This window comes from Synechococcus sp. RS9916 (assembly GCF_000153825.1).
Lineage (GTDB): Bacteria > Cyanobacteriota > Cyanobacteriia > PCC-6307 > Cyanobiaceae > Synechococcus_C.
Genome location: NZ_DS022299.1, coordinates 2473535 through 2490287, shown reverse-complemented (window position 1 = coordinate 2490287; position 16753 = coordinate 2473535). Strand labels below are relative to the sequence as shown.

General features: G+C 54.8%; 21 protein-coding genes, 1 tRNA gene and 2 pseudogenes. 13 read left to right on the top strand and 11 right to left on the bottom strand.

What is annotated here, in order from left to right; all coding sequences use genetic code 11:
* Positions 1-26: 26 nt before the first annotated feature.
* A complete protein-coding gene (locus RS9916_RS12465; RefSeq protein ID WP_007099800.1) occupies positions 27-350 on the top strand; it encodes a hypothetical protein in 324 nt (107 codons plus the stop codon).
* Here RS9916_RS12465 and coaBC read toward each other — a convergent pair.
* Entirely contained in the window at positions 347-1609 is a 1263-nt protein-coding gene (coaBC, locus tag RS9916_RS12460) for a bifunctional phosphopantothenoylcysteine decarboxylase/phosphopantothenate--cysteine ligase CoaBC (RefSeq protein ID WP_007099799.1), read from the bottom strand. The two genes, RS9916_RS12465 and coaBC, sit on opposite strands and share 4 nt — an antisense overlap.
* Complete coding sequence (locus RS9916_RS12455; protein ID WP_007099798.1) at positions 1599-1811, bottom strand: DUF2555 domain-containing protein; 213 nt, start codon at positions 1809-1811, stop codon at positions 1599-1601. Before RS9916_RS12455 ends, coaBC begins: the two co-directional genes overlap by 11 nt.
* A 62-nt stretch (positions 1812-1873) precedes the next feature.
* Here RS9916_RS12455 and RS9916_RS12450 point away from each other — a divergent pair.
* From RS9916_RS12450 to RS9916_RS12430, 6 genes are all read left to right on the top strand, one after another.
* Positions 1874-1946: transfer RNA gene (locus RS9916_RS12450), tRNA-Ala, on the top strand.
* A 22-nt stretch (positions 1947-1968) separates the two neighbouring features.
* Positions 1969-2130 (top strand): PCP reductase family protein, encoded by a 162-nt coding sequence (locus tag RS9916_RS12445; RefSeq protein ID WP_007099797.1) that lies wholly within the window; start codon positions 1969-1971, stop codon positions 2128-2130.
* Positions 2131-2153: 23 nt separating this feature from the next.
* Entirely contained in the window at positions 2154-2279 is a 126-nt protein-coding gene (locus tag RS9916_RS15325) for a hypothetical protein (protein ID WP_007099796.1), read from the top strand.
* 43 nt (positions 2280-2322) lie between these two features.
* Positions 2323-2523: a hypothetical protein gene (locus RS9916_RS12440; RefSeq protein ID WP_007099795.1), complete on the top strand. Its 201-nt coding sequence runs from the start codon at positions 2323-2325 to the stop codon at positions 2521-2523.
* 216 nt (positions 2524-2739) lie between these two features.
* Complete coding sequence (locus tag RS9916_RS12435; RefSeq protein ID WP_007099794.1) at positions 2740-3081, top strand: DUF565 domain-containing protein; 342 nt, start codon at positions 2740-2742, stop codon at positions 3079-3081.
* Positions 3082-3194: 113 nt separating this feature from the next.
* On the top strand, positions 3195-4703 hold the full coding sequence (locus RS9916_RS12430; RefSeq protein WP_007099793.1) for an NAD(P)/FAD-dependent oxidoreductase: 1509 nt from the start codon (positions 3195-3197) through the stop codon (positions 4701-4703).
* Here the strand turns inward: RS9916_RS12430 and RS9916_RS12425 are convergent.
* Complete coding sequence (locus RS9916_RS12425) at positions 4646-5692, bottom strand: aspartate carbamoyltransferase catalytic subunit (protein ID WP_007099792.1); 1047 nt, start codon at positions 5690-5692, stop codon at positions 4646-4648. The genes RS9916_RS12430 and RS9916_RS12425 overlap by 58 nt on opposite strands.
* Positions 5689-6357, bottom strand: coding sequence for a DNA-3-methyladenine glycosylase (locus RS9916_RS12420; protein ID WP_083773068.1), 669 nt, complete (start codon positions 6355-6357; stop codon positions 5689-5691). The genes RS9916_RS12425 and RS9916_RS12420 overlap by 4 nt, the downstream gene beginning before the upstream one ends.
* Positions 6358-6418: 61 nt before the next feature.
* Here RS9916_RS12420 and RS9916_RS12415 point away from each other — a divergent pair, with 61 nt between their 5' ends.
* Entirely contained in the window at positions 6419-6673 is a 255-nt protein-coding gene (locus tag RS9916_RS12415; RefSeq protein WP_007099790.1) for a Nif11-like leader peptide family natural product precursor, read from the top strand.
* A gap of 226 nt (positions 6674-6899) precedes the next feature.
* Here the strand turns inward: RS9916_RS12415 and RS9916_RS12410 are convergent, their stop codons facing one another.
* From RS9916_RS12410 to RS9916_RS15220, 6 genes and pseudogenes are all read right to left on the bottom strand, one after another.
* Positions 6900-7685: a transposase gene (locus tag RS9916_RS12410; protein WP_038023805.1), complete on the bottom strand. Its 786-nt coding sequence runs from the start codon at positions 7683-7685 to the stop codon at positions 6900-6902.
* Between the two features lie 23 nt (positions 7686-7708).
* Positions 7709-7864: a hypothetical protein gene (locus RS9916_RS14980; RefSeq protein ID WP_007099788.1), complete on the bottom strand. Its 156-nt coding sequence runs from the start codon at positions 7862-7864 to the stop codon at positions 7709-7711.
* 169 nt (positions 7865-8033) lie between these two features.
* Entirely contained in the window at positions 8034-8576 is a 543-nt protein-coding gene (locus RS9916_RS12405; RefSeq protein WP_007099787.1) for a hypothetical protein, read from the bottom strand.
* Positions 8577-8894: 318 nt separating this feature from the next.
* On the bottom strand, positions 8895-9917 hold the full coding sequence (locus tag RS9916_RS12400; RefSeq protein ID WP_007099786.1) for a site-specific integrase: 1023 nt from the start codon (positions 9915-9917) through the stop codon (positions 8895-8897).
* A gap of 229 nt (positions 9918-10146) precedes the next feature.
* A pseudogene (locus tag RS9916_RS12395) lies at positions 10147-10461 on the bottom strand (DNA-3-methyladenine glycosylase); the annotation flags it as partial.
* A 994-nt stretch (positions 10462-11455) separates the two neighbouring features.
* Positions 11456-11704, bottom strand: coding sequence for a hypothetical protein (locus tag RS9916_RS15220; RefSeq protein WP_232199595.1), 249 nt, complete (start codon positions 11702-11704; stop codon positions 11456-11458).
* Here RS9916_RS15220 and RS9916_RS15425 point away from each other — a divergent pair.
* Positions 11627-12196 (top strand): annotated as a pseudogene (locus RS9916_RS15425) (tetratricopeptide repeat protein); the annotation flags it as partial. The gene RS9916_RS15220 and the pseudogene RS9916_RS15425 sit on opposite strands and share 78 nt — an antisense overlap.
* A gap of 36 nt (positions 12197-12232) precedes the next feature.
* The gene (locus tag RS9916_RS12390) at positions 12233-13603 is read left to right on the top strand and encodes a DUF6165 family protein (protein WP_232199593.1); all 1371 of its coding nucleotides are present in this window, start codon (positions 12233-12235) and stop codon (positions 13601-13603) included.
* A 298-nt stretch (positions 13604-13901) separates the two neighbouring features.
* Here the strand turns inward: RS9916_RS12390 and RS9916_RS12385 are convergent, their stop codons facing one another.
* Positions 13902-14258 (bottom strand): hypothetical protein, encoded by a 357-nt coding sequence (locus RS9916_RS12385; protein WP_007099783.1) that lies wholly within the window; start codon positions 14256-14258, stop codon positions 13902-13904.
* A 152-nt stretch (positions 14259-14410) separates the two neighbouring features.
* Between RS9916_RS12385 and RS9916_RS12380 the strand changes: the two genes are divergently transcribed.
* The 3 genes from RS9916_RS12380 to RS9916_RS12375 all read left to right on the top strand — a co-directional run bounded on the left by RS9916_RS12380 (position 14411) and on the right by RS9916_RS12375 (position 16473).
* The gene (locus RS9916_RS12380; protein ID WP_038023802.1) at positions 14411-14659 is read left to right on the top strand and encodes a hypothetical protein; all 249 of its coding nucleotides are present in this window, start codon (positions 14411-14413) and stop codon (positions 14657-14659) included.
* A 489-nt stretch (positions 14660-15148) separates the two neighbouring features.
* Positions 15149-15646, top strand: coding sequence for a hypothetical protein (locus RS9916_RS14630; RefSeq protein WP_007099781.1), 498 nt, complete (start codon positions 15149-15151; stop codon positions 15644-15646).
* A gap of 368 nt (positions 15647-16014) precedes the next feature.
* Positions 16015-16473, top strand: coding sequence for a hypothetical protein (locus RS9916_RS12375; protein WP_232199592.1), 459 nt, complete (start codon positions 16015-16017; stop codon positions 16471-16473).
* Positions 16474-16753: the final 280 nt, after the last annotated feature.

Sequence of the window (16753 nt, the reverse complement as noted above, 5' to 3'; positions counted from 1 at the left end):
TTTGCAGCTCTAAACAACCCGTCGCGTTGTCTGCCCCCAGTTCCGAGACCCAAGCAAGTCCTGCAGCTGAGCAGGAACGGCTGGACGGATTGCTGGCTGAACTGACTGGCCTGGCCGACGACCTGCGTGGCAACCCGGAAGCCCTGTTGACCCTTCTGCGCAGCCTGGAAGCGCTTCATCGCAGCATCCAGGACGATGCGTTCAGAAACAGTCTGCCTGAAAACCGCCAGCAACTCTTCACTCTGCTGCAGACGATGGAGCGCAGCGGCGGCTGGCCCTACATCCCGCGCCTTCAGCTCAAAACGTTCATCGCCATGCTCGATCAACCGCCTGCTGACATGGCGGCCTAGAAGCAGTCAACAAGCTGATCCAAAAGGCGGTGGGCCAGAGCGAGTTTGTCCATGACAGGCACCCCTTCCGTGGAGCCATCAGTTTTGACGAGCCACCCCCCATTCATGGCCGCTCCAAACCCCTGGCCGTTGCGATCAATTGGGTTGGCCATCAACAGATCGCAGCCTTTGGCGGCGCGCTTGTCACGGGCCAGAGCCTGAATTTCGTCATCTGAACCGCTGAGTGCGGCAAAACCCAGCAACCGCTGTCCGTCAGGCTTGGTGGCTTGCAATTCCTTGAGCAGATCTGGCACCGGCTCGAGCTGCTCGGCCAGGGTGCGCTGCAGGTCCGCCTTGGGGGCCTTCTGCACGGACGCTCCTCCTTGACGACGCCAATCCGCCACCGCGGCCGCCATCACCACGGCAGCGGCATTGGCCTGGAGGCGGTGCAAGTGCTCCTGCATCTGCTCAGCAGATTCAATCGCCTGGCAGTGCAGACCCTCGAGCCAGGCCAGAGGCAACTGCAGTGGGCCATGCACCAAGTGCACTGAAGCGCCGCGGAAACGCGCTGCTTGAGCAATCAGCACGCCCATACGACCACTGCTGCGGTTGCTGAGCACCCGCGCTGGATCAATGCCCTCAACGGTGGGACCAGCACTCACCAACACGGTGCGACCTTGCCAATCCCAAGGGAGTGAACCATTAGAGGCTTGCGTGAGCAACGCGCTCTCCGCGGCCAGGCGAATCAGCTCTGGATCCGCCATGCGCCCATCGCCAATACGATCACAGGCCAATAGGCCCGACTCTGGCGCCAGTCGCAGGACCCTGGGATCGTCAGCCAGCAGAGCCCAGTTACGCCGCACCGCAGGCTGGCTCCACATGCCTGTATTCATGGCCGCCGCCGCCACAACGGGGCGTTCACAGGCCAGCAGCAGACTGGCCAGAAGGCCATCGCCCATGCCCTGGGTCCAGCGGGCCAACGTGCTGGCGCTGAGAGGCGCCACGATCACCAATTCAGCCCATTCCGCCAACGCCACATGCAACGGCCTGGGCTCGCGTGGATCCCACTGATCGTCGTCCTGATAGCAGCGATGCCGGCTAAGACTGGCCAAGGCCACGGGGCTGACCAACTGCGCCGCACTTGGGGTGACCACGCAGCGCACTTGAGCACCGGCCTTGACCAGAGCACTGACCAACAGGGGCGTCTTGACCGCCGCGATGCTGCCGCTGACAGCCACCAGAATCCTGCGCCCCTGCAGCGCCCCGGACTCAGTCTTCATCGAAGGGTTCCTGATCAATCAGGTGGACGTAAGGACGTGTGAGCTCAGGTCGATGAATGGCCAGGGCCCGCAAAAGGTGCCAGTCTCCGAGACCAGCAAAGGGGTTGGGATAGTCATCGTCTTCGAGGCGCTGAGCCAGCACGGCCACGGAGGCTTCATCGAAACTCTCCAACTGCTCGGACGTGATCGCTGGGCTCGCCACTGGGCATCACTGCCGCACACAGGCTTATTGTGCCTGGGCTCTGACGCTAGGTTTCTGCCGCCGGGGAATTAGCTCAGCTGGTAGAGCGCTGCGATCGCACCGCAGAGGTCAGGGGTTCGAGTCCCCTATTCTCCATCCATACGCATGCATTCAGTCCGTGAATTGGAGCGCTGATGCAGAAAAGGCCCTCAAGGAAGTGCCTTTCTTTGTCCGTCCCGCAGTGCGCAAACGGATCGAATCAATGGCCAAGGACGCAGGTCTGAGCAGCATCGACCAAGGGTTCTACGCCGAAGCCCGAGCCCAATTCGGCAGCAAGTGACGCCTCTGTCGCGACGACCGCGCATGCCCTTGCTCGCAGGCTTGGCAGCTGTGGTCACTGTCACTGTGCTGGCCAGGCCGACAGCGCTCCTCACCTTTGGATTAATCGCCCTGGCAGGGACCCTCAACAGCAAGCGATCCACCCACTAACGGTTCATGCGGTAAAAGGGAGGGCAACAGCCTTAGCTCATTTATGTCGCAGTCGAAGCGCGAACAGGTGGTCAGCCACCTGCGATATATCCGTCAAGAACTGCGGGAAATGCACCAAGGTGTCATGGAAGATGGCCTGCTTCCCGAAGCCGGTGAGGTTCGCGGTGTGATGGCTCAGATGGAAGCACTGCTGGAGCTCCTGGAAGGCAAGGGCTCACGCAAAGCCAAAGCGGAATCGAAATAAGTCGCGCTTGCCCCTTGCCAACCCGGCGATCCCAGGGTTTGCTTGGGGCACAGCATGAGATGGACCGGAAGATCGCTCTGGGCGAATCACCATCCCTTGCCCCCACATGTAGTCCTCTGTTACAGCACGAACACCAGAAATGGTGTATACAGTGTTTGGCAGGGCACTGGGCCGGGTGATGGGGACCATCGGCCTCCAACCCTGCCTCTTTTTCTCATGAGTCAGCGTCTTCAGGCCACCCGGCTACAGCGCAGCCTCGGCAATGGATGGGAGCGGCTGAATCGTTGGTCGACAAACCCTTGGCGGAAAGCATCACTGCTGTTGATTGTGATGCTGTCCAGCTTTGTGGTCGGAAGCTCGGTTGGCGCCATTGCCGGCGTCAGCGGACTGATGGATCCAGTGGCAGCGCTGATCACTGTGGCGGCCTGGGAAACCATGGTGCGGCTGCGCAGACCATGGCCCAAGCGGGCCGACACCCTTCTGGGCCTTCAGATGCTGGATATGACCCGAATCGGGCTGATTTACGGCTTGCTGCTTGAGGGATTCAAGTTGCTCTAAGGCCCGGGCTAACGAAGTGGGAATTCGGAATCAAATCGACAGTTTCGACCCCAAACGGTCAGATCTGATCACCGTCCATACCCTTCGGAATAGGACCGTTGTGTCGAGCAGCTATGGCCGCAGAGCATTTTTTTCTTGAACTGGAGCCGCCGGAAGAGCGACTTCGCCACGCACCCCACGTGGTGATTGTGGGGGGTGGTTTTGCCGGTGTAAGCGCCTGCAAGGCTCTGGCCAACGCCGACGTACGCGTCACCTTGATCGACAAGCGCAACTTCAACCTGTTTCAGCCACTGCTGTATCAAGTCGCCACCGGTCTGGTATCGCGGGGAGACGTGGCGACACCGCTGCGTCAACTGGTGGGGAAACAGCGCAACGTGCAGGTGCTGCTCGGCGAAGTCACCGAGATCAACCCGACAGACAAACAGATCGTTTTCAACAGCAAGGCCTACGACTACGACCATTTGGTGCTGGCCACCGGTTCCGGGAGCACCTTCTTTGGCCATGAACAGTGGCGCACATTTGCGCCGCCGATGAAGATCCTCGAGCACGCGGAAGAAATCCGCCGGCGGCTGCTGATGGCGATCGAGCAGGCGGAACAATCACCCGATGAAGCCGCACGCCAATTCCTGCAGACGGTGGTGATCGTTGGGGGTGGCCCCACCGGCTGTGAGATGGCGGGAGCCGTGTCTGAACTGATGCGCAACGCCATGCGCCGGGAGTTCAAGCAGCTCAATCCCGACCACACGCGGATCGTGCTGGTCGATCCCGGCGAACGGCTGCTGAAAGCGATGCCCGAGTCGCTGTCGAAACAAGCCCAGACCACGCTCGAAAAGCTGGGGGTGGAGATGCAATTCAAGGCGCGGGTGCAAACGATGCAACCCGGTGAGGTGACGATGAGCACCCCCGAGGGGGACCTCCGCCTTCAAGCTGCCACCGTGATCTGGACTGCCGGCGTGCGCCCGTCGCACCTGGGGAAAAAACTGGCCGACGCCACTGGCTGCGAGCTCAACCACGGCCGCGTTGTCGTGCAACCCGATTTCTCGATCAAGGAGCACCCCGAAATCCGCGTGGTGGGCGACCTCTGCTCGTATCACCACACCAGCAGCGGCAACCCGTTGCCAGGCATGGCTGGTCCCGCCACTCAGGCGGGGGGCTTTGTGGGCAAAGACATTGCCGCGATCGTGGCCGGCAGCAAGCGACCCAACTTCAACTGGTTTGACTTCGGCAGCATGGCCGTGCTCGACCGCGTTGATGCGGTGGCCGATCTGCGCGGCTTCAAATTCAGCGGCGGCATCGGCTGGATCCTCTGGGCTCTCGCGCACCTGGCGTTCATGCCCGAACGGGAAAACCGCTGGACGCTGCTGATCAAGTGGATGTTTGCGGTGGTGTCGCAGAAACGGGCCTCGATGCTGCTCACCGGCATGCCCAGCCAACACATCGGGCTCGATGCCCCTGATGCGCCGTTCCCAATGCACAGCGGCACTGGCCCCTCGATTGCAGCCCCCGATGCCGCCCTCAAGGCAGCGATGGAGTACTACTCCAACCAGATGTCAGGTCAACGGGATCAAGCCGACGGAACCACGGAAGGTTCGGCAGGCGATTCAGCCGCTGCCATCAGATAAAGCAGGGCCATGCGCACCGGGATGCCGTTGCGCACCTGCTCTTCCACCAGACAACGAGCGGTGTCATCCAGCAAGGCGCCGCTCATCTCCACACCACGGTTTACCGGGCCGGGGTGAAGCACAGGGATCGTGGCCTTGCACTGCTGAAGACGCTGGTGAGTCAGGCCGAAGTCGCGGTGGTAGCGGTCAAGGTCCGTGAGCAGGTGCTGGCTCATGCGCTCCTTCTGCAAGCGCAGCGTCATCACCGCATCCACATCCGCCAGGGCTGCATCCAGATCACGGGTGACGCTCACCCTCCCCCGTTGGGGCACCGGATCGTTGGCCTGGCCAGGCGGCGGAGCGTCCACAAAGCCGGCAAAGGCGTCGGGCACCAGGCTGGGGGGGCCACAAAGCACCACATCCACGCCGCAGGCGGTGAGGGCCCAAAGGTTGGAGCGGGCCACACGGGAATGGAGGATGTCGCCCACGATCAACAGACGCTTGCCCTGCAGGGCCGCGATCGAAGCGTTGCTGGGATCGAAGTGGTGGGCGAGCGTATAGAGATCGAGCAGACCTTGGCTGGGGTGGCTGTGCAGGCCATCGCCACCGTTGAGCACCATCGTGCGTTCACCTGCGGCCTCAAGCGCTTCGGCCAACTGCTGGGGAACGCTGGTGTTCTGGTGACGGACCACCAACATGTCAGCCCCCATGGCCACATAGGTTCGGGCGGTGTCGAGCAGGGATTCCCCCTTGCTGAGGGAGCTGCTGGCGGCCGCAAAGCTCTGCACATCCGCCGATAGCCGCTTCGCTGCCAACTCAAAACTGCTGCGGGTGCGGGTGCTGGGCTCAAAAAACAGAGTTGCCACCAGCCGCCCCTGGAGGGCAGGAAGCTTGCGGGCCCCGGTGAGAGGCATGGTGCGGAAGCGGTGGGCCAGCTCCAGCACCATCGCGAAATCATCGCGAGAAAAAGCCGCTAAATCGAGAATGTGGCGATGGGTCCAAGTGCTCATGCGCCGATGGCTCCCTCAGGAATCCAACAAGACGATCGCGATGGCATGCGATCACCCCGCATGCGTTTGCTGACGCTGCGACTGGCCTGGAAATACCAACGCCAGGGCAACTCCTGGGCTTGAGAAATTCCGATCCGAGTGGTGGTCACAAGCGCGGGGTGCTCGAGAGCTGCTGGTCGCGGCGCCAGCCACAACTCATTCTCACCACACACCGAGCAGCTGTCATGCGCTCGATCCATCCCAAAGCGCCTAGCGAGCAGCCCAGGCCCAGCCGCGACCCGTTCAGGCTCGCCAGGAAGAGCGATGGCGCGCAGCAATACGCCATTCGCCCACTCGGCACGATCAGTCACCACATTCACGCAGTGGTGGATGCCATAGCTCACATACACATAAAACCGACCTGGCTCACCGAACAGGGTTTCGTTCTGCGGTGAGCGGCGCCGGTAACCGTGACAGGCAGGCTCATCCTGTGAATACGCCTCCGTCTCCACAATCACGCCCCAGAGCAAGCTGCCATCCGCCTGGCGTTTCACCAACCTGCAGCCCACCAAGTCAGGTCCCACTACCTCTGCAGGGCGGCAGAAGAAGGATTGAGGGAGAGCTGGGAAATCCTTGACGATGTGCTGACTGGCTATGGGAGTGGCTGGAACAACAACCTTCTTCACCGAAGTCTGACAACGCTGCTTGGAGGAACGACAATGAAATGAACGAAGCCCTTTCTCTCAGATGTCAGAAGAACAGCTCAAAGCGTTCCTTGAAAAAGTCAAAGCTGACACCACGCTTCAGGAGAAGCTGAAAGCTGCAGCTGATTCAGACGCTGTTCTTGCGATTGCGAAAGAGGCGGGATTTAGCATCTCTGCTGATGACTTGAAGAACGCTCAATCAGAGGTTTCAGAAGAAGAGCTGGAAGGCGTGGCTGGGGGGGAGAAGACGAACTTTTACTGTAGCAACTGGAATCACACTTGTGCATGGAATTGTTGATTCTTTGGTTGCATAACTAGCACAGCAAAGCCCTTGCATTAACAAGGGCTTTTCATTTCTTCAATCACCCCAAAAAGACCATCAATCAACTCCCAATACCTGGCACCATTATCCATAAAATAGTCACTAGCTTCACCCATCCAACCGCCTAATCCATCCACAAAAAACACAAGGCAGAGCAAATAAAGCCTCAGCTTTCTTTAGTCCTACTTCTACCCTTATTCCCTCAACGCAACTGCCAAATAATTCGCTCCCTATCACCATCACGGATGCCATTCGCCTTGCGAAATCTCGCCGCCACCTGATGCCACTCGTCAGGGATTTGATTGAGCCGCACATCAAATGCAAATGGGAGTTGCTGTTGACCTGGTGAGACCCGTTTCTTCTTGCTTCTACTGCTCCCAACCAATCGCTTCAGCATCCTTGAGCCCCAATGGCACTTAGCGACTCCCTTGGCGTGATGGCGATACTTCTGGCAAAACCGCTCATATCGCCTGGAGCATCCCTTCAGGCTTGATGCCAGTTGCAGAAAGCTGGGGTGCCATTCGCTGATGCCATCACACGCCAACCTGCCGTAGTGCCCGTAGTTGGAATAGGGGTCATAAAACCCCTGTCGCACTCCAGCTGCTTTCGGGTTGGCGTGGATATACCGCAAGGTATTCAGCACTCGTCTGTGGTCTTTAGCTGCGATGGCAGTGGCGTAATACCTCGCTTCCCCAAAATGCCCGCAACGACCACTCAAGCGGTTGAGTGCCATCGCTGAATACCAGCCAAACCAATGCATCAGCTTTGGCAGCTTGGATGCATCGTCAGGTCTTATGAGCAAGTGCAGGTGATTTGCCATGAAGCACACGGCATACAACCTATGAGGCACCTTGGCTTGTGCCTTGGCGAGCACTGCTAGCAGCACATCCCGCCTCAATCCTTTCGCAATCAAAAACTGACGGCTGTTGCACCTCAAGGTGATGTGAAACGAATAGCCCTGAGGCAGATGGCGTGGTGAGCGGGACATTGCGGCTGATCAGGCTGACACTTTCAACTTGATGCTCTGCCCTTAGCGGTCTTGGCATATTCCTGCTGGATTTGACTCACCAGAAAACCTTGGATGTCTCTATACGCCCGATTGACCTTCTGCACCTCCACCAGCATTGCTGCCTCCACATCAGGTAGGCGAATGGTGATGGTCTTCATTTGACGAGCTCTTGGGTTTCCACTGGCTCCAATCGCTCCAGCTTTTCTGCAATCGCTGCACGACAGAAGGCTGAAATATTCAGGCAACGGCTTCTCTTTAGGAGCAGAAGTGCCTGATGCAGTTGCTGGGCATCACCTTCTGGGTAAGTGATGGTGAGTTGATTTCTTCTCATTGCTTTCTTGCTGATAGGTCGCTGTTGAATGGGTCAAGGGCAATCAGCTCCAAACTCGTCTGTTTGCCCAAATAACTGCTAATGCATCTGTAGTCATCATCCTGTTGGTTGATGCGTTGAATATCAATGGATTTCCACTTAGACAACGCCTTGACCTTATGGGGCAATCGCTTGCGGAATAAGACTTCCATCTCAACTTGAGTATTTAGCCTTGCTGGCAACTTTTCTGCAATCAGATGGGTGTGAAACTGACCCGTGCCCTGATGGCTAGTTTCGTGGAAAAACAACATTCTTGGGTATGGATATTCACCAGCACCCTTGATGCTCCTATCACGGCTCTTATAAATGATGCGATGCAGTTTTCGCTTGAGGTCGGCAACATCTTGGAGCAACTCATCTTCTTTGCCGTGGTGGTCTCGGTAGTGAAAGCTAATAAACCACCAAGGGTTGATACTTTGGAGCTCACCTGTGATGAGGCGTTTGACATTCCGCTTCAACCTTTGGGCTTGCTTTCGCTCTTCTTGTTGTATTGATTTCATTTGAGTTTCTCCTGTTTCTTCTCACGCAGAGACACCTGACACCAATCCCTTGGCATCCAGCACATCTCTTCTGCTATTGCTAGCAGCGGTCGCTTCTCAATCCACCGAGTAAGCACTGCAGGCGATAGTTATTTATACAAGTTGTTGTTTTTACAGGGTCTGTCGCTGACGATTGACCAACACTCCAATCTCCGCAGGCAAAGACAACGAAAGCAATACATCACGCAGGCTTATTTTTATTACTATTTCCGCAGCACTTCAAGCACTGACGCACCCACTTTTATAGCTTTGAAATAAGCATCCTTTTTAGTTTTCTTTTCAAGCTGTCTGCCAGCTCGGCATCTTCAATCTGCCTGTTGGTTTGGCATAAGTATCAAGCAGCATCTTGGTGGAGTGCCCTGCTGCCGCTGCCAAATCAGCAGGGGAGTTTCCCATCGCTAAAGCGTGAGACAGGAAGCTATGACGCTGGGCGTAAAGGCGGCGGAGCTTCAAGCCACAACGCTCAAGCGACCGCTTCCACACACGACCCACCAGGTGGTCGTAGATGTTGGTGTGGCTGGTAGGGGTTACAAACACCAGCCCATAAGGGTCATCAATCCCCAGCAGCTCCATCTCAGCCTTGTGCTGCCTCAACACCTCCAGCACCTGAGCGGTCAGTGGCACAACCCGCTCTCTCCCTGTCTTCGTCGTTGCCCAGCTGTGATGACCTGATGAATAGCCATCACGCCGCAAGCTCTTACAAACCAGCACCTCACCTTCTTCCCAGCGAATGCAATCCCAGGTCAATCCCCTGATTTCTGCATTGCGCATCCCTGTGCTGAGCCACAGCAGAAACAGTGGGTAATACCAGCTCTCATTGCGCTCCAGGTCAGCCAGCACGGCTTGGATTTCTTCCACGCTCAACACATCGCTCTGCACCGACCGCCGCTGCCACTTGAGCTTGTGGGAAAAGAGATGGCGATTGCCTCCACTGCACTGGCGGTAATGGCTCATCAACCCAGCAATCGTGCAGTCGCTCAATCCACACTTCTCTCTCAACCAGCGCAGAAACTCCTCTGCTTCACTGCGATTGCGGATGGGTTTTCCATATCGCTCCAGCAGCTTGTGAGCGTGAACTGCAGCAGCCTGGCGTTTGGTCTCTGCCCTCACCCTCAGCGCCTCCAGCAGTGCCACCTGCTTGCCATTCACAAGCGGCTGATATGCCATCAGGGAGCGGTCAAAGCTGCCCTGCTGGTAATCACTCCAAATCTGGGCGCTGATGGCGTGGGCTTTAGCCACCGCCACTGGGTCGTTCCAGCGTCCCAGGCGATTGATAAACGCATCCTTGCCATCAATCCGCACCCTCACCTGGAGCGTGCCGTTGTTGTTGCGGAGCGATGGCGGCTTGAGCAGGGTGCTGGATTGCTGCTGTCACCAGAGCTACGGCTGCACCACTGATTTATCCATCAACCTCACCAGAGCTTGTAGCCCTACTTAGCCGTTGAGCATCTGCAAGCAAGACAAATCACTCAAATCAGCTGCAGTGGCTTGAACCTTGGCTGACTGACCCAGAGCAAACTTTCAAAAATCAAGCCCAGCCTGAGCTGCTTGAGCTCACGGCTCGCTTCACGCAGTGGTGGATGCCATAGCTCACATACACATAAAACCGCCCTGGCTCTCCAAACAGGGTTTCGTTTTGCGGTGAGCGGCGCCGGTAACCGTGACAGGCAGGCTCATCCTGTGAATACGCCTCCGTCTCCACAATCACGCCCCAGAGCAAGCTGCCATCCGCCTGGCGTTTCACCAACCTGCAGCCCACCAAGTCAGGTCCCACTACCTCTGCAGGGCGGCAGAAGAAGGATTGAGGGAGAGCTGGGAAATCCTTGACGATGTGCTGACTGGCTATGGGGTTGACTGAGAGTCGTTACATAGACCGTATAATCTGCATAAGACTTACTGCTCCTACAAACAAAGACCCGAAACAACGAGTAGAATTCGCCAGGTGGGATTACTCGCGATATTGGCACTCTCAGGCACCGAAGTCAGACACGCTCAACACTTCAAGAATATACAGTGCTTATTCTGATTCAAAGGCGAAGCACTAAGGAGGGAATCTTACAGAACCAGCTGGAAGAAAGGAAAGATTCACTCCATTAACTACCTTGCAGGAGATACACCTGGCAGAGGAAATCCAACAACTGTGACTGAGCGGCAAGACAACTGGATAACCGGGAAAAGCCCAGAGTGCCTCGTCTTCAAACCAACCAATTACGCAATTTGCGAGAAATGACCTACAAGACCAAGACCCTTATGACTCTCAACACTCAAAAACTTATTTTCGCACTCTTGACTTCAATAAGCATGATTGGATTACATGGATTGCCCACCAATGCAGACACATCACGATGCAAATTTGAGGGAACATCAACCAATACTTGCACCATCTCCAGAAAGCCCAATGCAGGCGGGTGGACAAAAGAGTTCCTACGAGAACCCAACGGAACTCTAAGGATCATCTCCAGGGAAATGAGAGGCAATAATGTGCAAATTAATTTGTACGCACCAGGGCAAACCAAAGGATCATTCCACCAAGGCACTTACTCCCAGACAGGAGCAACGATTACAATCTTTGTAGACGGCGGAAAGTTCAGCTACACCCTCTAGATACTTATGTCTGTTTGGCGTTTCACCAACCTGCAGCCCACCAAGTCTGGTCCGACGACTTCTGCGGGGCGGCAGAAGAAGGCGTGGGGCAGGGCTGGGAAATCTTGGGTGATGGACTTGGTGGCTATGGGATTGGCGTGAAGACCGGCGTAACATTGAGGCAATTCCATTGACTATGCGTGAGTAAGTCCAAACGGAAGAGCTCTGGTTTCTCTAATACGCCTAAAAGCCACACCTCAAGGAAAAAGCTTGGCCAGAGCTCTGAGGATCATTTCATCAAAGAGGAAGAGGCTGTTGCTCTGATGGATCAGGGCAGGCTTCAAGAAGCAGAATCGATTTACAGAGAACTGATTGCAGCCGGGACAAACAATCACATCGTTTATGGGAACCTTGCAGCACTCTGCGGCATGCAAGGCAGATTTTCCGAGCTCATCAAACTGCTGCGCCGAACGCTCGAGATCAAGCCCAACTACCCCGAGGCTCACTACAACCTCGGCCTTGCTCTGAAGGAGCAGGGTGACCTAACTGCTGCCATTGCCTCCTACAACAAAGCTCTTCAACTCAGGCCCAATTACCCCGAGGCTCACAACAACCTCGGCAATGCTTACAAGGATCAGGGTGACTTAACCGCTGCCATCGCCTCTTACAACTCCGCTCTTCAACTCAACCCCAACGATCCAGAGACTCACAACAATCTCGGTGTTGTCCTCAAGAAGCAGGGAGACCCAACCGCTGCCATTACCTCGTATCACCAAGCGCTTCAGCTCCAACCCAACTACCCAGAGGCTCACTACAACCTCGGCATTGCCTTCAAGGAGCAGGGTGACCTCACTGCTGCCATTGCCTCCTACAACAAAGCGCTTCAGCTCAAACCCAACGACGCCGACACCTACAACAATCTCGGCAATGCTCTTAAGGAACAAGGCGACCTAACTGCTGCGATCGATTCCTTCAACAAAGCCCTTCAGCTCAAGCCCAACTTCCCCGACGCTCAATGGAACTCTGCGCTGACGATGCTTCTTGGGGGTGACTACAAGAGCGGCTGGGAGAAATACGAATGGCGAACCAAAGGAGAAAAAGAACATGCAAAGCCCCATGCCATACCCAAATGCAAGCAAAGGAGCGGCAAGTTTGATCTCAGACAATCAGACCCACTACTATTAGTCACAGAGCAGGGACTTGGAGACACACTCCAGTTCATGCGTTATGCAATAGCCCTCAGAGACAAAGGAATATCGATCTCACTTTGCGCCCAGCCAAAGCTGCACCCATTAATCAAAGCATCTGGAATTGATCCTTCACCACTCACACCAAAACAAGCCAATCAAGTGACCGAGGGGGAGTGGATGCCACTCCTTTCAGTTCCTGGGCAGCTAGAGGTCAGCCCAAGCAATCCGGTCTTCACCAATCCCTATATCAACACCAAAAAAGAACTCACCAAGAAGTGGGCAGACATCCTTGGCGAGAAAGCACATCCAGTCATAGGGATCAACTGGCAAGGGAATCCAAAAGCTGAGAAGGCAGGGCTAAGGGGCCGCTCCTTAGCCCTAGAGGCTTTTGCCCCAATCGCCAACAACACCTCTATCTCACTACTCTCACTGCAGAAGGGATTCGGAAGCGAACAACTCGACACCTGCTCTTTCAAGGAGCGTTTCGTTAGCTGTCAAGATCAAATCAACGAAACCTGGGATTTTCTTGAGACAGCTGCCATCATCGGCAATTGCGATCTCGTCATCACCAGCGACACCGCAGTGGCACACCTGGCGGGAGGAATGGGCAAAACCACCTGGCTGCTACTTCACAAAGTTCCGGATTGGCGTTGGGGATTAGAAGGCGATACGACGTTCTGGTATCCCTCCATGCGCCTTTTTCGTCAGAAGGAGCAAGGGAACTGGCATGAGCTGATGGAGCGAGTAGCGGAAGCACTCCAGAAGCAATTCGGGAGCACCGCAATGCCTACCGAGCCAACTCCACCTCCTCAGCCTTCAGCAAAGCCTCAGCCAATACAAGACATTCTTGCCCCAATCTCTCTGGGCGAACTGATTGACAAGATCACAATCCTACAGATCAAGACCCAGCATCTTCAAGGCGCTGCTCTGGTGAACGTCAAGGCTGAGCTCAATGCCCTGGAGACCACACTGAACAAGCTCCAACTCAACCTTGACCCCACTCACGTCCAACGCCTCAAACAGGTCAATCAAGATCTCTGGCAAATAGAAGACGAGATTCGGGACCAGGAACGACGCAACAACTTTGACGAAACCTTCATTCGCCTTGCAAGGTCTGTCTATCAGCAGAATGATCAACGAGCGGCCATCAAGAAAGAGATCAACACCACTTATGGCTCTGTCTTTGTGGAAGAGAAGTCTTACCAACAGTATTGACCATCTAGCCACATAATCTCCCTGAGGCCAACTGACAGGCCAGGCAAATCTGATGGATTAAAGCTGCTGCGGGTCGTGGCGCCAGCCCACAACTCACTCACCACACATCAAGCAGCTGTCATAGGCACGATCCATACCCATACGCCTGGCAAGCAGCTCAGGCCCCGCCGCGCCTCACTCAGACTCTCCATGAAAAGCGATGGCGCAAGCAACACGCCATTCGTCCACTCTGCACGATCAGTCACCACATTCAAGCCGTGGGGGAGCCATAGCTGACACACACATCAAACGGCTCCAATCACGCACTCGCCACACGATCACGCAGAGCAAGGACTCTGGATCTAAACATCAAGAAAGAAACCAAAGGGGCGATCAGACCGAACAGAAAACCCACCACCAATCCAATCACTCCTACGAGTTCTTCCGTGCCACCAGAAACACCAATAACAGCCCCAAGAACCCCACCGACAATGGCGGCAGCGACAATCGACACAATCGCGGTCAAGGTAGCCACCAAAAACGGCTTCCAGTAGTCAAGATAAATCGCGTACCCAAGGGACGCAAAGAACGCAAAAAAGAAATGCAGAACTCCCATTACAACCAAATTGACGCCTGCTCTTTTGGCATCTTTTTGAAGTTTTTCCGCTTCAGTCATGACACTGGGAGGCATTAAAGACCATTTATCAATAGCCAAAAAACATGACATCAGGCAATATTCACAAAATTCGCAATAACAGAAAAGGCTGTGACGGCCTTGTCATAGGCCTCCGTTTCGACGCCCACGCCTCAGAGCAGGCTTGCATCGGCATGGCATTTCATCAACCTGCAGCACACCAAGCCAGTTCTGATGACTTCCCCTGGGCGACAGAAGAAAGCGTGGAACAGGGCGGAGAAATCCTGGGTGATGCGCTGGATGGCTATGGGAGTGGCTTGCAGTTGAAGGACTTGTCGTCAATGGACAAAAACCACCTGATCACAGACCTTTGGGCGTCATCCAAATGCACAGCCCAGGCAAAGGAAAGTCCTGGTGTTGAGGTGCTCTTGGAGTTGAAGTGACCTGATATACCTCGGGTGAAGTAAAGACCGATTTGCTCTTCATCACCCACTTCCATCAGACCGTGGCGATGTCCAGCATCCACGAAGTCCGTGATCCGCAGGACGACAGAGTGCCCGCCCGCGCAGATGAATCGGTTCCTCGCCACCGGGTTGAACCGCTTGGCATACCGTCGCAAAGCCGCAGGATCAGGGATTCCGAAGACATCGCCATCAGAACGACTCCACGGATTGCAGTCGTACTCCTGACCGTGATCTGAAATGAAGTAGCGAACCGAGTGGCGACCCTCAGTAAACCTGGCAGGACGTCGCCGTAGCACCTGTGACTGCTCCTCAACGGGAAAAGGATAAATGGAGACAGTTGTGCCCTTAGTTCTTTGGTACTCAGCACGCCTAACAACCGTCTGCCCGTTGTTGCAGCGGTAGAAAAACGGTGGATAGTTTCTCGCAGACTTCTCGCTTGCCTCTGAACCGAAAATTAGCGACAAGGACGTGAGAAACGAAACAAGCACTCCTGAGGAGATCGCTTTAAGGTATGAAAGCATCATGAGCAGAAGACATGATCGAAAAGCTTCTCAAAAGGATGGGAGAGTGATTCAAATACTTGCACTCACACTAGCGATGACCTTGAACTCACCTGCTCATAGTCAAGACTATGAGGAACAGACCTCACCACATTTTTGCCAACCTAGGACTCGTTGCACCGATTACGAAGCCTGCTACATCAATAATGCTGTCCAACCATGTGCTTGGGGCAGAGGTGGAGCTGCACTATCAGCAGTAATTTTTGAACATGGAACTTTTTATCTTGAATGGCTCTCTGAAGATGAGATTGAGGTCATATACGGGGATAAGAAGCAGTACAAGACAAAAGCCACACTTGAACTAAAGGATGGAAACCGCGCTTATACACTTGCCGATGGAGTCACATTCCAGCATCCAAGCTGGATCATTCCACCCGACTCAGCAGGCGAAAAAAGTTTGCCTTAATACCCTGCCAATGAATCCTTGCAGCTCTCGTATTTTCCCTTTCTTCTGCACCACAGCAAGCATCTTCTGCTCGTCATCACTGGGGCCATCCAAAGCGTGATAGGCGAAAAGGCAAAGCCCTCACCAGGCTTCCTAGCGACAACTTCAAAAGCCGCAAAAGAACAAGCAAAATCCTCTGAACCTGAGTGTCATTTCAGGGCAAGTCAGTAGCAAAGAAAAAGAGAAGTTCACGATTCATACACCAAGCGAAGCCAAGAATTGCATTCGCGAAACCTTGATCAACTGGGCCGAGGAAAGCCACCTCGACAAGAGAAAGACAGAAGAGCCAAGGAAGCCGTAGCAGCCAAAGGAATACCTGGGATATAGTCATGAGAAATTACAGATCAAAAATGCACAGAATCAAATCGGCTTGCACATCACTAAAAAGTTGCGCAGCCGTTGCGGCAGCGGCCATGCTGGCAGCGTGCGCAGACACCTCTCAAATGGGCTTTAACGCAACGATTCAAGACTTCGGAGACGGAAGAGTAGAGCTAATCGCGACAGTCACAAACAATTCTGGCGAAACGAAGACATTGTCAGACATCGATATCGACAACGAGCTCCACAAAAAACTTAGCCTGCAGCCCCTTGCAAAAATAGACGGAGACTACATCCCAATTGACAACACAATCTCCTATACAATCAACCAAGAACTAAGACCAAGCGAAGCCTACACTTTCCGCCTTCGAGGAAGAAAGAGCGAACAATTCATCACAGGCGACGTTGACTTTATTATCAATAACGATTTGTTTGGCTATCGCTCATTCCCCGTGAGTTGCTGCCAATAGACCTTTGCCGATATTGGGGAGCTTAAACCCATAGACCTCTAAAAAGCTCAGGCTTTCCGCCCGAAGAGAAAAGGGATTTAAACTTGAGGAGAATCAGAAATAAAAAGACGCCAACTATGCCTGGTTGCAAGTTCACCGAGCACCTCTCTGACGACGAACCAGCCCCCCCCCCCTGGATGCACTATTGAATGAGCTAATGAAGCCGAAAGCGACTCTATAAAGGATTAGATTGATTTATAAACTCACACAATTACCAGACCAACCTGATCAGACATATTCA